10 protein-coding genes are annotated in these 13,971 nt (G+C 63.7%); 5 read left to right on the top strand and 5 right to left on the bottom strand.

Going from position 1 to position 13,971, the window contains the following annotated elements:
- Nucleotides 1-66 precede the first annotated feature (66 nt).
- The 4 genes from AC3A57_RS02145 to AC3A57_RS02130 all read right to left on the bottom strand — a co-directional run bounded on the left by AC3A57_RS02145 (nt 67) and on the right by AC3A57_RS02130 (nt 5,343).
- A complete protein-coding gene (locus AC3A57_RS02145) occupies nt 67-615 on the bottom strand; it encodes a GIY-YIG nuclease family protein (RefSeq protein ID WP_487577361.1) in 549 nt (182 codons plus the stop codon).
- A gap of 248 nt (nt 616-863) precedes the next feature.
- Entirely contained in the window at nt 864-2,660 is a 1,797-nt protein-coding gene (locus tag AC3A57_RS02140; protein WP_487577360.1) for an Ig-like domain-containing protein, read from the bottom strand.
- Nucleotides 2,661-3,043: 383 nt separating this feature from the next.
- A complete protein-coding gene (locus AC3A57_RS02135) occupies nt 3,044-4,804 on the bottom strand; it encodes a hypothetical protein (RefSeq protein WP_487577359.1) in 1,761 nt (586 codons plus the stop codon).
- A gap of 119 nt (nt 4,805-4,923) precedes the next feature.
- Nucleotides 4,924-5,343, bottom strand: a complete 420-nt coding sequence (locus AC3A57_RS02130) for a fucose-binding lectin II (RefSeq protein WP_487577358.1) — start codon at nt 5,341-5,343, stop codon at nt 4,924-4,926.
- A gap of 676 nt (nt 5,344-6,019) precedes the next feature.
- Here AC3A57_RS02130 and AC3A57_RS02125 point away from each other — a divergent pair.
- The 3 genes from AC3A57_RS02125 (at nt 6,020) to AC3A57_RS02115 (ending at nt 9,351) form a co-directional block, all read left to right on the top strand.
- Complete coding sequence (locus AC3A57_RS02125) at nt 6,020-6,541, top strand: RNA polymerase sigma factor (protein ID WP_487577703.1); 522 nt, start codon at nt 6,020-6,022, stop codon at nt 6,539-6,541.
- Between the two features lie 11 nt (nt 6,542-6,552).
- Nucleotides 6,553-7,221, top strand: coding sequence for a serine/threonine protein kinase (locus AC3A57_RS02120; protein WP_487577357.1), 669 nt, complete (start codon nt 6,553-6,555; stop codon nt 7,219-7,221).
- Between the two features lie 1,533 nt (nt 7,222-8,754).
- A complete protein-coding gene (locus AC3A57_RS02115; RefSeq protein ID WP_487577356.1) occupies nt 8,755-9,351 on the top strand; it encodes a hypothetical protein in 597 nt (198 codons plus the stop codon).
- A 60-nt stretch (nt 9,352-9,411) separates the two neighbouring features.
- Here the strand turns inward: AC3A57_RS02115 and AC3A57_RS02110 are convergent, their stop codons facing one another.
- On the bottom strand, nt 9,412-10,590 hold the full coding sequence (locus AC3A57_RS02110) for a hypothetical protein (protein WP_487577355.1): 1,179 nt from the start codon (nt 10,588-10,590) through the stop codon (nt 9,412-9,414).
- Nucleotides 10,591-13,002: 2,412 nt separating this feature from the next.
- Between AC3A57_RS02110 and AC3A57_RS02105 the strand changes: the two genes are divergently transcribed.
- A complete protein-coding gene (locus tag AC3A57_RS02105) occupies nt 13,003-13,449 on the top strand; it encodes a hypothetical protein (RefSeq protein WP_487577354.1) in 447 nt (148 codons plus the stop codon).
- Between the two features lie 180 nt (nt 13,450-13,629).
- Nucleotides 13,630-13,899, top strand: coding sequence for a hypothetical protein (locus AC3A57_RS02100; protein ID WP_487577353.1), 270 nt, complete (start codon nt 13,630-13,632; stop codon nt 13,897-13,899).
- The last annotated feature ends 72 nt before the right edge of the window (nt 13,900-13,971 follow it).

Here is a 13,971-nt window from a genome sequence, read left to right as displayed (position 1 = left end):
CGATGGGGACCACGGGTGTCCCGGCAACGGACAACAACTCGAGCGGGTTTTCCGCCATTCGGGGCTTCAGCGGCGAAGGAGCGGCGCCGTGGCGGCCGGCTCGCCGCACTTGGTCAGTTCTTTGGTCAGGCGTTTCCAACTGAGCGGACTCGCTCCGTCCAGGATACTAGGCCTGAATGGCACCGCGAGCTTGCTGAATATGAAATCGTGCGCATGCAGCATGATCTCGAGCTCGGGTCCGCAAAAGTCGGGCATGGTGCGGATCTCGTCGTACGAGAACCCGCCTTCATTGATCTTCTTCAGCAACATATCGAGCGCGCGCAGGAACGTAGGGCTCGCCAAATACCACTCCGCTCTCAGTCGATGAGGGCGTAGCCGCAGGTGGAGAAGACGCTCCAGTCCGACTACCTCCTCCTGGTATTCGGAGCTGATGACGAACGCCGCATCGATCGGGTGCGGACATCCGGTTTGAATATTGCTAAGCCGTCGGCGCAGCGACGAGGTGCGCCCGATCTTGACGTACGCCTCCGAGCCGGACCGGCATCCGATCAGATACACGAGATAGGTGCGCTGCGCTTCGCAAGAGGCGGCCCAATCTTCGGGGCTAGGCTGCATGGCGAACGAGAAACTCCATGGTATATGGACCGTCGTCCGGGCGCGGGGACGAGGCTTTGGCTTCCAAGGCAACGACGACCGCTTCGCGCAGATTTCCGCCCAGAGACCGATTCTCCCGCAGGCCTGCGGTATTGGCTGGAGCGAGTTTACCGGAAGCGAAACAAAAATCGGCGCCCATCCAGGGCGCCGAGTGAGGGAGCAGTCGGAGGCGGACGATGCATCGCCCGCCCCCGATGATTCACCGCCGGTCAGGGCAGGGCGTTCAAGGTCGCCCGCACCGGCCTGGAGAAGATGAAACCGTCGCGCCGGTCCCAATTGATCGACCAGGTCATGACGCCGCGGAAGGTCGGATAGGCCTGCTGCGGTCGGATCGTTGCGCAGTTCTGCAGCCGGGTCAGGCAGTTCAGCGCATTGGCGATCGTGGTCTGCGAGGCCTGTCCGCTGTTGGCCGAGGAGGGGCCCGAGGGCAGTCCCAGCGCGACCTGGTCCGGCCGCAGGCCGTTGAACACGACGCCGGTGCCGTTGTTGGTCCTGAAGCCCTCGATCAGCATCAGGCTGGCGCCGACCAGCATGTCGACCGACCCTTCGGCCAGGCCGTTCTGGCTATACGGCGTATACAGCGCGCCGTTGTTGTAATACTGCACGTGGATCAGGTCCAGCTCCTGGCGCAGTCCGTCGATGATCGGCAGATAGGCGCCCCAGATTCCGCTGTAGGCGGTGAAGCCGCCTTGGACGTACGGGTGCTCGGGCGCCATCGACAGGTAGAACGACGGGCCGATGCGCGCACTGAGCTGCTTGACGGCCGTGACCAGGTTGGTCTGCACGGGCGCGCCGTGGTAGACGCCCGCGCCGCTTTCCAGGTCGATGTCCACCCCGTCGAAGCCGTAGTAGCGGATCAGGTCCTCCATGCTGTCGACGAAGTTGGCGACCTGGGTCGAATTGTTCAGGGTCACCGTGCCGTTCTGGCCGCCCAGCGACAGCACCACCTTCTTGCCGCGCGCGCGCGCCGCGGCCACGTCGGCGCGGAACTGCGCTTCGGTTCCGGCGCCCGGATCGACGGTGAAGCTGACCGCGCCGTTGCCCGCGTCGTCGCCGAACGCGACCACGATGACGTCGTAGTCGTTGGCGATCTGGCTGATCGGGATGGTCGGGCCGGAGGGATTGGTGAAGTTGTGCCAATAGCCCACCAACGCATGCCGCGGCAGGGGGGTGTCGCCGCCGCCGGCGCTGGTGGTGGCGCTGATCTGCGCGCCCTGCGCCGAGGCGTTGCCGGCGTTGTCGCGGGCGCGCACGCGGTAGGCGTAGGCCGTGGAAGCGGCCAAACCGGTGTCGCTGAAGGAAGTGCCCGCAGGCGAGCCGACCAGGGTGCCGTTGCGGTAGACGTCGTAGCCGGCGACGCCGCTGCCGCCGGCGTTGTCGGTGGAGGCGTTCCAGCTCAAGTTGACGCTGGACGAAGTCACCGACGTCGCGGCCAGTCCGGCCGGCACGCTGGGTGCGGTGGTGTCGGGCGTCCCGGCATTGACGGTGATGTTGGCCGCTGCGGACGTCGTGGTGGCGCCCTCGTTGTCGGTGGCGACCGCGGTGATCGCGTAGCTGCCTGCAGCCGCATTGGTCCAGGTCGCGCTGTAGGGAGACGCGGTATCGATGCCCAGCGAAGTGCCGCCACGGAAGAACTGCACCTGGGCGACGCTGCCGTTGGTGTCGGCCGCGTTCGCTGTGACGGTGATGGTGGCGCCCGCCGCGAAGCTCGCGCCGTTCGCCGGCGCGGTCAGGCTGACCGTCGGCGGCGGATTGCCGCCCGCGCTGCAGGCGCCCAGGTCCTGGTAGTAGCCGCAACTGGGGCAGTGCGTGGGCGGCGTATTCCAGATCGACATGGTGGCCTGGTACAGCCGCCCCTGATAGACCAGCTTGTTGCCGGCGCTGTAGATGGTGGCCGCGTTCCAGTCGGCGATCCCCGCGCAGCTGACGCTCTGCGCCTGCGCGGGCGACAGCCCGGCCGCCAGCAAAACGCCGGACAGCAAGAAGCCTGACAATCGGATGCTCATGAGTTGCGTTCTCCAGGTACCTGGTGGATAGGGAAGGAGGCAAGCGCGGACGCGCCGACCTCGGGCCACGCGCGGCAAACCCGCTGCGGCGCGGCCGTTCCCCCCAGAGAACCAATGACGACGATGGCGCGGTCGGTTGCCGAACCGCGCAGTGCGCCGCATGCATGTGCAGCGCTATAGGACGCCGCCGACTGTGGTGGGCGGCGTCCGGGCTGTCAAGCCGCCTGCTTTCGATTAATGCGGCGGTCGTCACATCGGCGCGCCGACGCAACCGCCGCGAGCGAGCCGCCTCGGCTTTCCGCGGTTTGGCCGCGGGCTCGACGGCGGCGCGCGACCGCCGCGCATCGCCCGGTAGCGAGGACGCTTCCGGGCCTGCGCCTTCGCTAATAAGGCAGATACTCCAGGCGCTTTTTGCGCAGGTTCTCAGGGGGCTCGTTGCGCAGGTCGGCGCTGAAGCCTTTCCCCGTCATGGTGTCGTGACTGATCAGGAAGCTGAAGATGCTCGGGCCCTGGCCGGTGCTGTCCCTGGGATATTGCGCGTTGCCGTGGCAACCCATGCACCCGCCCATGACCAGCTTGTCGGAGTTGGGAGGCAGCCCCTTCACGTTCCGGATGCTCGCCAGCCCGCGCAGGGCCTGCAGGGTGAAATTCTGCTGGTCGGGGTGGGGATCCTTGACGCCGCCCTTGAACAACTGGATGCCGGGTTGGCTGCTCTCGATCACGATGTTCGCCAGGTAATAGTCCTGGGTCAGCGGATCGGGTTTGCTCGGCGTGATCGAGCTGTCCTCGTTGGTCGGCAATACCTGCAGCCCGACGAGGCGATAGTACCGCCACACCGAATCCTTGAACGCGGGCGTCTGGGCCATGGCTTGCTGGACTTCGTTGTTGACGTTGTAGACCGCGATGGTCCCTACCGGCGGATTTTGGACGGTGACCGGGCCCGAAAATCCGTCGGGCAGGTCGAACGAGCCGGGAACGACATCGTAGCCGTGGGCGGTGTCTATCGCGCCCGCCAAGGGCAGCGCGACCGCGGTCCGGTTGGCTCCGGTGTTGAGGATGGCGGTCGGCCGCGTCCCCGGCGCTACCGTGTCATCGTATTTCAGCTGGTCGTAGAGGTTGATGACATACAGGCCGGTGTCTTTCCCCTTGGGCGTGGTCAGGTTGTCCACCTGTTCGAAGGTGGTGTAGACGAAGGCCGGGTAGTTCTCCATCTTGCGCAGGATGTGCACGCCGACCAGGCCGAAGGTGGCGACCCGGGCCTGGGTCTTGCCGTTCTCCTTGTAGTAGTACAGCGCTTCGGCCGTGTGATAGCGGCCGGACTTGATCAACTCGGGCGTCATTTCCCGCCAGGCCGACTTGACCTCCACCGACTCTCCCGGGTTCGTCCGGTTGGGCGGCAATTCCAGCGACGTCGGCGGCTTGTCGGCGTTGTAGATGGATTTGATGTAGTCGTATTCGACCGGGCTCACCTTGGCCTGGAACAGGATGATGTGATCGTCCTGGGGATTGGCCGACGGCGTATTGCCGTTCTTCGGGAAGAAGATCTGGTTCTGGCCGATCTGGGTATTCTCGTCGAGATTGTTGAACCGGGCCTCGGTCGAGGCGACCTCGACCCCACCCTGGAAGACGTACTCCGGATCCAGGCTGGCCAGGTTGCCTTTGGGGGCCGATCCCGCGGGGAACAGCTCGGAGCGGTGAGCGAAGGTTTCCCAGAGCAGTTGATTGCTGCTGAAGTTGGAGCCGTCGGTTTTGCCGCTCTGATGGAAATCGGCCGCGCCGGAAGCGGCGAAGTTGCGGCCGGGGTCGATGAATCCCCGCATGACCGGGGTCTTGCCGGCGGCGTTGGCGCCGTTCTTCTGCGCGGGGGAATTGAAGTAGATGAACTGCCGCCAGGCGAAGCGGGCGTACTCCGCGTGGGTGATGTTGGGGTTATAGGGGTCGTAGTTGTACGGCGGCGGCGCCGCGGGCAGCGCCGCCGGGGTCGCGGTCAGGTCGGCCGGGGTGATCTTGGCGCCGCCCGGAAACGGCGTTTCTTGATCTTTGGCGATCGCCGAAACGGCGGCTGTGGCTTCGGTTCTGCTACAGGATGTGGTCATCGCCAGCGCACTGGCGAGCGCGCCGAGCATGATGAGGTTGGTCTTCATTGCCGCACTCCGTCGTTGTTGCGCTCCATGCGGAATCCACGCGATCCATCGCGGCAGCCAGGGGAACTCATGGGGTATCGCGCCGCCCGCTCCAGTCGTGATCGGGGGCGCAGGCGGGGTCAGCCGACGTACTGGTACCACTGGATCACGAAGTTGGTATCGTTGTAATCGTTGTCGGTACCGTCTTCCGTCACATACAAGTTGCCCCCGCCGAGTACCTTGTTGATGAAGAACACGACCGGGTTGCCCGCCGAGACCTTCGGAATGTTCGGCCCACTGCTGCCGAACTGGACCTGCATCCCGTCCGCCATGGTGAACCGGCCGGCGCCGTTCTGGAGGAAGCCGACGTTGACCCCGCTTCCCGAGATCGGGAAGGTCTCCTGAGTGCCGTCCAGACAATAGAAACTGATGGGATTGCCGCCAGCATCGACGACCTGGACGTACTGGGTGTATTCGGCCTGATGCATCGCCGTGAACGTCACCAGCTTGCCGCTGGGGATGTAGTCCAGGGACTGCGGGGCCGACCATTGGATCGCCATAGGATGGAATCTCCTTATCGTGTTGGGCTTCCAGGACTGGGTGAGGCAGCGTGGCCGTCTTCGCCGGCTGCCATGCCGCAGGCTCCGTCGAGCCGGTGCGCGATGGCACATGCTTGTCGGACTAGCGGCGTCGAGTAGTTGGATGGTGCTTTTGCGATGCAACGGACATGCCGTCGGCTTGACTCAAGCATCCGCGTCTTGGCGCATCGCCAGCTACTACGCGGCCAAGCACAAGCGGCGGCCAAGCTTTTTGATCGATGCTTGATTCGGCTCACACAATTGGCCGGATATTTCGCGTCATTGCGACTTCGCTCGCAAAAGCGTCGGTGGTAGGGAGTGGAAAGTTCCGTGCGCAGCGCCGACCGGTGCCGAAGCTTCGGTGGAAGCGTCGCTGCCCTACACCGGCATGGCCCAAAGCTCGGCTACTTCGATCACGGCCGCCCGCACTCGACGATCTGCCCGCCGCTTCGCTCCTGGATTTCTCGGGACACCGCTTCACGCTCATCGGCCGCCCGGGCGGGGAATGTCGCCGCCCGAACTCGGTGTCCCCTGGGTTGCCGACACCGAAGCCCGCGGCCTGGCGCCCGCTTGGAAATTTCCGCGGGCGGGGTGTGAGATCCGGCGCTGCGCTACGAATCATGGTTCCGAGGGGCGCGAAGGCCGCGCCGGGGAATCCATGGATACCATCGCTGCCACCATGACCGCGAACGACGCCCGCGACACCTTCGGCACGCTGCTGCAGCGGCATTCCGGCATTGTGTTCAAGGTCGCCAACAGCTATGCGCGCGGCATCGACGACCGTGCCGATCTCGCCCAGGACATCGCCGCCCAGCTGTGGCGCAGCTACGCCAAGTACGACCCGGCGCGCAGTTTCAGCACCTGGATGTACCGGATCGCGCTGAACGTGGCGATCAGCCACCTGCGCCATCAGGAGCTGAGACGGCGGCACGATGCGCTGCCGCTGGACGACAGCCTGCACGAGGTGGCCGACGGCAACGCCGCCGATCCCGAAAGCGAACAGCGGCTGCGCCTGCTGCAGGGGTTCATCGCCCGCCAGCCGGCACTGGACCGTGCGCTGCTGCTGCTCTACCTCGAGGACCGGCCGCAGCGCGAGATCGCCGAGATCCTCGGGATCACCGAAAGCAATGTCTCCACCAAGATCGGGCGCCTGAAACAGCGCATCCGCGACGAATTCTGAGCAGACACGACATGGACACCACGATGGAACTCGACGACTTCAAGTCCGCCTGGCAATCGCTCGACCGCCGGCTGCGACTGGACCACACGCTGAAGCTGCACGAACTGCGCGAGCGCAAGCTGGACACGGCGCGCGGCAGCCTGCGCCCGCTGTTCTGGGGCCAGGTCGCGCAGATGCTGTTCGGCCTTCCCTTCATCCTGCTGGCGGCGCTGCTGTGGATGAGCCGCCCCGAGCACGCTTCGTCGATCGTCGCGGGGGTGTTGGTGCATGCCTACGGCGTGCTGGTGATCGTCGCCGGCGGCGTGGTGCTCGGCGCATTGCGCGCAGTGGATTACGCCGCGCCGGTGCTGGAGATCCAGCGGAAGCTGCTGCGCGCGCGCACGCTGTACATCCGCAGCGGCATGGTCGCCGGCCTGCCGTGGTGGTTCCTGTGGGTGCCGATCCTGCAGGTGCTCGCAGGGCTCGGCGACGCGGACTTGCTGGCCCAGGCGCCCGCGCTGGTATGGGGCGGCTACAGCCTCGGCATCGCCGGCCTGCTCGGCACCGGGTGGTTCCACCGTTGGGCGCGCCGCCCGGAACGAGCGGCGTTCGGCCGGAAGATGGACGCCAGCCTGAGCGGCGGCAGCCTGCGCAAGGCGCTGGCGCAACTGGACGAACTGCAGCGCTTCGAGCGCGACTGAGCGCCTGCTGTCGAGGCCTCCGATCGATCCGCCTTCGATGGACGCTCCCAGATGGGGCTGCTGCGCAGGACGCTGCCCTGCCGCTGTCTATCGCCAGTCCAGGAACCGGTGCGCTGGGGCTCTTAGGGGGAAACGAGGGCCATTGGGGGTTGGTGGAGCGTGGGCAACCGGAATCCAACTCTCTTGATTACTCAGGGTTACCCACGGTTATCCAGGATCATGGTCGCTTGACGACCCGCTGCGGCGCTCGACCCCGTGCCGCCGCCCACCGGGATCGTGAGGGAGCAGCCCGAACCTGCTCCGCTCGCGTAGCCAACCTTGTCGAACTAGCCCGCGCCAGCGCCGTGCACGGCGACATCCCGCACGGCCGCGCCCTCGCGTTCTTTAGCACCCTGCGCTCGGCCGCGGTCGAGGTGCGTTTGTCCGACGCCGCAGCGCCCCGCGGCCCTACCGCTGTGGGCGTCCCGCCGGCTTGGCCGCGCTGGACCGGCTGCACGTCAAGGCCGCGCCGCCGCCGCTGGCCGCCGCGCTATCCCCATACGTGAGCCGCCCAGCATGCCCCCGCCGCGCCAAGGCGATCGCCGCCGCCCTGCTCGACGCCCTCGAGGTCGGCGAGACCTGGGACGCCCACGGCGCCGAGCGCGGGTTCAATTTCGAGCGCCGCTGGGCCTCGCTGGTTGCCCAGACACCGCGGGGGGGCGTGCTCAGCTGCTGCAGGTGGAACAGGACACGTGGGACACCTCGCCGACATCCGCACGGCTCCATCACCATCGCTCGATTGGGCGCTCCTTTATCGGGTATTCCCAACGTCGCCAGCGTCGGAGTTGGGGCGGCCGTGCGGATGTAGGCATCTTTCTACCCCCCTCACCGTGGCGACGCGCTGACGCCGAACGAACACGTACGACGATCTTTACGAAAATCTGGGCGATTCACAGGTCATCTAGCGTCCGCGCAGTCTTTGATCCATGCTGGGCAAGCGCTTTTCGAATAAGCAGCATTTGATCAACGCACCCCTGAGGGTTTGGCGAAATCTCGAAGCGATTGCAGGAAGGCCAAGTTGCCTCGACAACAAAAGAGCGACCATCCAGATCGAACTGACAGAACGGCATGTCGCTGAGCCAGGAGAAATAGCCAGGCATCTTTGGTGATGCGCATGCCTGGGATTTCAGAAAGTATACGAGCAAATTTTCGCCGACTAATGAACGCGGAAACTTCAATAGACCAAATACGACCCGGCTTCGAACAGTTGTCATGAGCTTTCATAGCGCTGCGACACCTGAATTGTGCCGAATCGCAAAGCGGCTTCGGCTTGAATGAAATCCCGGGCCCTGCCCCGCAGCATACCTAGAGTAAATCGAAAATGCAGGACGTATGATTCGACCACTACATCAACGGATTTAACTTGACGGTTGACAAAGGTGGCCGGCCCCTTGGCGGCATGAAGATCGATATCGGGAAACTCAGGCCGCCTGGGCGGGTGTCCTCCTTGGTGCTACGATTTCTCTGTATTTTGGAGATTAAGGAGAATTGTCCATGTACTTTGCGAAGCATTCGTTGATGGCCGGAGGGCTGATCGCAGCGCTGCTGACAGTCCCATCAGCGACCGCCCAAATTCCCGCTGAACTGCTCCAGGGAGGGGGAGGAAGCCAGGGCTCGCTCTACAGCGACGCCTTCTACAAATCGAAAGACGGCTATTGGGTGCTGATGCGTAGCCGTGAAGACAACGGCCTGCGCTGCTCCGTCAGTTACATCATGCCTGACAGCTTGTATGCCATTCACGGCCCCGGCAATGTCGAAGAGGCGAGCAGGAACGCGGGGCAAATCTGGTTTAGCGGCGACAAGATTCGTTCGCCAGCTGCCACCGAACAGGTCGACATCGTCATCAACGCTCGGGGCAAGACCGTCACTTACCCTACCGCGCTCGTCAATATTGTCCCAAATCGCGGGACGTTTGTGATGTTCCTCGACGTCAAAAACTACCTGCGCAAGGTCATCAAGAAGGGTGAAGACACCGACGAGTTCACTGTCCGGCTCGAAGGCAAGGAAGTCTACGCAGTCAAGCTGCCGCAGTTGCAGAAAGCCTATCGGATGCTAGACAAGTGCATGGCCGGCGGCGGCGCCAAGCGGTGACAGGGTGCAGGATGGCACGGTCACGCTACGGCAGGCGCACTTTGCGCCGGCCGGCGCGAGTTAGTTCCTCGGCGCGTTGAGCAGGCTCGAACACACATAGGCCCGGCCAGGGCCACTGCGGTTTTCCTCGACCACCACGTCGGCCACGCGTACCGCGCCCGAGGCATCGGCTTTCAGCACGAATTGCGCCTGGCAGCTTTCGTACAGGCCTTGGGTCGAAATGTGGTCCCCACCGGCAGTGACCAATGCGAAACGGCTATCGTATTCGCGCGCATAGGTCAGATAGCGCAGTCCGCCCGCTTCGCTGACCACAGGCGCCCCCATCGCCGCTACGACGTCGCTTTCGCTCTTGCCGAGCCAGACGCTGATCATCGTCTGCTCGGTCCCGCTGATGCGGCGGCCGCCGCGCATTTTCGCCGCCTCCGCGACGAAGCGATTCTCGTCGTCAACCTTCTTGATGCGGGTGCCGACGTCGTCGCTCTGCCGCTGCAGCGAGGCGATCTGGTCCTCCAACTGCTTCTCTAGCGCAGCCGCTTCTTTCGAGGTCAGCTGACGCCCGTTATTGAGCGCGGGCTTGCGGGCGCCTTTCCAGAGGTGCTCCCAGGTGTAGCTCGCCAGCACGTTCATCGACAAGCCCTCCGTGGGCAGGAACTCAGCCGTGTCGAAACCCAACTCGCGCATGCTTTGGCGCAACGCCGCCGGATCCATCTTGCCGTTCGGCATCGCAGCAGCCTGCTTGGCGCTACGGATGGCGAAGTCGCTGCACGCGACTCGATAAACCTTGAGCATCAGATAGTTCGATGCGGACTGCCAACCGCTGCCGGTCAAAGTCTGAATCTCTGGCGAATCCTTCATCCGCTTATGCCCGCCGACCATTCGGAACTCGACCGCATCGACATCGGGCAAGGCCCTGGGAGCCTCGTCGGCTACGTGCTTGCGCGAGGCCCTCTTGGCGCGGGCAGCAGCAGGGCACTTGAACTGCAACGTAGTCTCGGTCCAGTAGGGCTGCTTCGCCGCCTCATAGACCATCGTCACCACGATTTCCCGAATATCGCCCGAACCATCGCCGATCCCCGACTTGTCGGTCGAGTAATCGTTGACGTAGGTCAGGACGCGATTAGGCGAGGCTCCGCTCGCGTCGATCACCATCTTGTCGGTCGCCATCACCGGAGCAGATACCGCCCCCAATACAGCGCACATCATGGCGAGCTTCTTCGCACTCGCATTAGCCTTGCCCATGGCCAGCGCCTTCCCTGCCTGAATCGTTGATAGATACATCGTTCTGGAGACCTCCGTCAAACCCTGCCCTACACTCAAGTCGGCGGAAAGGTTTCCCGACTCATCACTACAGCGCGGCGCGCGACCGTCGGCAAGCGCCAGGCTGCCTTACCGCGGTTTTGCAGCATCCTCGTCGTTCCAGGCACTGAACCTAGCGCAAGAACCGTATTTAGCCTTGACCAACGAAATGGCCTGCTCGCTGCCGGCTGCATAAATCGTGTCTCGAATCTCAACGCCATGTTCGCCAAATACGATGACGTTATACGGCTTCACGTGCGGAGTCCCTTCTTCGGCCACTCTCAATACCTCGCCAATTGCACCGCTGCATTCGTGAATTCAGCAATCGGCCTTAGGTGCCGGGTTCGAATCCTGGCGGACATGTTGATCGCGAAAAAAACCGCTTGACAAGGCCATGGCTAACCCATTGATCCGTAAGACCCCGAAAATTCAGGCCTGTGGTTTTCGGTCCACAGCCGCAGAAAAAACAGAGAAAAGTGGCGAAAATTTCACCAAAAGTGGCGCGCGCTATTTTCTCCAAAACCACAGGCATGCGACGAAAAGGCCGAAAATAAGGCGCTTTCGTGAGGTGCGAAAAGGCGGAGAAAGCCGTTTGACGCAACGGCATGGTGGAGCCAAGGGAACCCGGCTCAAACCCTCTTGACGGGCTAGTGGGGGCGTTTGGGGGCTCCTGGGGGCCAATGAGGGGCCGGTCGAGGATTGTACGAGCTCCCTAAGGTTCGGCCAACTTCCTGCCGCTTTCGGCCACGACGTTCCTTCACAAGGAGATCGAGACACCCCTTAGCGGCGGCTTGCGGTCAGTAGCGGTCCAATGGTGACCGCCCCCCTCCTTGGGGTGCGTTGTAGCTGGCATCTACGCAAAGAAGCATGCCGATGAGCCGCTGGATTTGCGCCGTTTCCGTCTTCCTGCTTGTTCTTGCTCCCCACGGCTCCGGCCAGCCGTCGGATCAGCGCGTGTTGCGCCCACGGGACATCGTGCCGCTCTTGGTCGAATGTGGCGGTCCGGGCCAGGTCTGCTGCACACCGCCGCGGCCGATCGACTTTCCGGCAACATCGGGGCCGCTGGTGACCTGTAACACGGGATTGGGTTGCGACCTGGCCAGCAATACTTGCGCATCCCCGTGCGGCCGTGCGGGGCAGGTGTGCTGCGATGGTCCGGACACGCGGGCGCCACGATGGATGTCCGATGGACGCGTCTATGTGCCTACCGGCCTAGTCCACGAGATGTGCACAGGCGCCGTGTGCGATCCGCAGGAGCGGCGCTGCAAGGCAGGCTGTGGCCTGCACGAAGGCCAAGCCTGCTGTCCGCCGCAGCCTGGCATCGGCGTAGGCACCTGCCAGGCACCCTCGCTGACCTGCGATCTAGTCGTCGGGAACAACCGTCCGTACGGCACCTGCCAAGCCTGTGGGCGACTGGGGCAGCCTTCATGCGCGGGCGGTTGCTTCGACCGCTCCGTGGAGCAGAACGGGATGTGCGTGGGCTGCGGGTATCCGGGCATGCCTGTCTGCAATGGCGATCCGCCCTGTAACGCCGGCTCGGCGCCGCATCCCGCGCACCACGCTACCTGTGTGGAAGCCGGATGGAATGGCCAGCCTTGCATGCCCGGGAGCCTGTGCCATGGCGGCAACCAGTGCAACTCCCGGAACATATGCGAGAGCTGCGGAATGCCCGGTCAGCGCTGCTGCCATTTGGCCGGCGTGGCGCCATGCTCTCCCGGCGAGTGCTCGCAGGGCGTGTGCAAGGCTTGCGGCTATTTCAACCAGCCCCAATGCGCGACCGAGCCGTTGTGCCATGAAGGCACGCCGCACGGGGGCTTTTGCCGTCCCTGCGGTGACGCAGGCCAACCCTGCTGCCGGGGCATGTTGCAGAGCTGCAACGCAGGTATGCAGTGTCGAGACGATGCGTGCCGCGTGCCAGGCGCGGGCGGGGGCGCCAGTAATCCGCGAACCTGCGGCGGCAACCCTTACACGTTCTCCACACGGCAAATAGAGGTTTTCTACGAAGACGAAAACAGTTGCGGCGCCCGCACAGAAGTCACCGCCAACACGCCCGAAGAAGCGTTGCAGTGTGCGCGGAACTTGGTGGGCGATCGAGTGATCGGCCTGCAGGCCTCGATGCACCAGGTGCACTTGTCCTGCCCTTCCTCCGATTGCACGTCGCAACAGTATCTGGCGCGCGACCAGGAGTCGGCTGAAGCCTGTGCCGAGTTCTCCCAGCCCAACTGCGAGGTACTGAGCGTGCCGTGTCAGTAGTACCTGGCCCAGGCAACGCGATAACTGTTGTAACCGGCGCGGCCACGACGTCACGGCCGACCACCCTGCCCACAGTTCCAAAACGCACGCTTAGGAGGAGACATGGAACGCAATACCATCCCCGTTAGTGACGCTGTCTTTCGTGAGGTTTACGACTCCCCGGCTTCACTGCTGGGGAAGCACCGCTGGTTGACGGCATGCGAGGACGTGCGCGCCATCGAGCAATTGCTGGGAATCCCGGAAAAGACCATAGGCGCTCCGCTTTGGCTCAGTGCGGATCATCGACACTGTCCAAAATGCCAGCGCGAGATCTCCTGGCTGGATATCGTGTCGTCCGCGCTGGAGCAGGTGCATTCCAGGGCGATGATCGCGCAGGTGATTCTAGGCAATCAGAAGTATGTCAACACGGAAGCTCCCAAAGCCATTGCAGGCCTGCGCTGCGTCGGCTGCAAAACGCCTATCGAAGATCTGCGGAGTTTCAAGTGCCACAACTGGGCATATGCAAAGCCTGAGATCCTGTCGGTGCTGCAACGGGTCAATTCGGCATAGGAGCCGTCATAGACCAACGACTGCTTCCGGCCACGAGCGGCCATTAGCGGGCTAAGCCGCGTCGCGGTGTCGCCTTGAATGAACTATTAGGTGGTTACTCGAGGTGCACTGGGTACTCCATGCCGTCCAGCGTGAATATCACTGGCATGCCGCGCTTCATGAGTTCAAATCCCAAGTGGGTTGGAACACTGGCATCTCGCGAAATACGCACAGGAGGGATTGCGCTGCGTCCCGGCTACCGCAGAGCAGGCTGCGGAGTACTCGGTTGCGCAAGACAGAGCGTGCATCGTCAAGGTGCCGACCTACGGGACGATAACGAGCGTTCCAAGCTCGGCCGCGTGCCACGACCCTTTCGGTACGTTCCCGCAGTTGAACCTCACGATGCAGGAGAACACCGAGGGCTTCACCAATTACGCCTTGCACGAGCAATTGACGGCGAAGTCGGCCTGAGTTAGCCGTAGCCTCGCAACGCGGCAAGCTGCCCGGACAGCTCGCCGCTCGACGTCCTACAAGTCGCACGGG

This window comes from Lysobacter sp. Soil_C_15 (genome assembly GCF_057657315.1).
This window is presented reverse-complemented; position numbering and strand designations above follow the sequence as displayed.

Bases quoted from the DNA above. Each gene is read 5' to 3' on its own strand.
- AC3A57_RS02145 (WP_487577361.1), bottom strand. From the start codon at position 615: ATGCAGCCTAGCCCCGAAGATTGGGCCGCCTCTTGCGAAGCGCAGCGC.
- AC3A57_RS02140 (WP_487577360.1), bottom strand. From the start codon at position 2,660: ATGAGCATCCGATTGTCAGGCTTCTTGCTGTCCGGCGTTTTGCTGGCG.
- AC3A57_RS02135 (WP_487577359.1), bottom strand. From the start codon at position 4,804: ATGAAGACCAACCTCATCATGCTCGGCGCGCTCGCCAGTGCGCTGGCG.
- AC3A57_RS02130 (WP_487577358.1), bottom strand. From the start codon at position 5,343: ATGGCGATCCAATGGTCGGCCCCGCAGTCCCTGGACTACATCCCCAGC.
- AC3A57_RS02125 (WP_487577703.1), top strand. From the start codon at position 6,020: ATGGATACCATCGCTGCCACCATGACCGCGAACGACGCCCGCGACACC.
- AC3A57_RS02120 (WP_487577357.1), top strand. From the start codon at position 6,553: ATGGACACCACGATGGAACTCGACGACTTCAAGTCCGCCTGGCAATCG.
- AC3A57_RS02115 (WP_487577356.1), top strand. From the start codon at position 8,755: ATGTACTTTGCGAAGCATTCGTTGATGGCCGGAGGGCTGATCGCAGCG.
- AC3A57_RS02110 (WP_487577355.1), bottom strand. From the start codon at position 10,590: ATGGGCAAGGCTAATGCGAGTGCGAAGAAGCTCGCCATGATGTGCGCT.
- AC3A57_RS02105 (WP_487577354.1), top strand. From the start codon at position 13,003: ATGGAACGCAATACCATCCCCGTTAGTGACGCTGTCTTTCGTGAGGTT.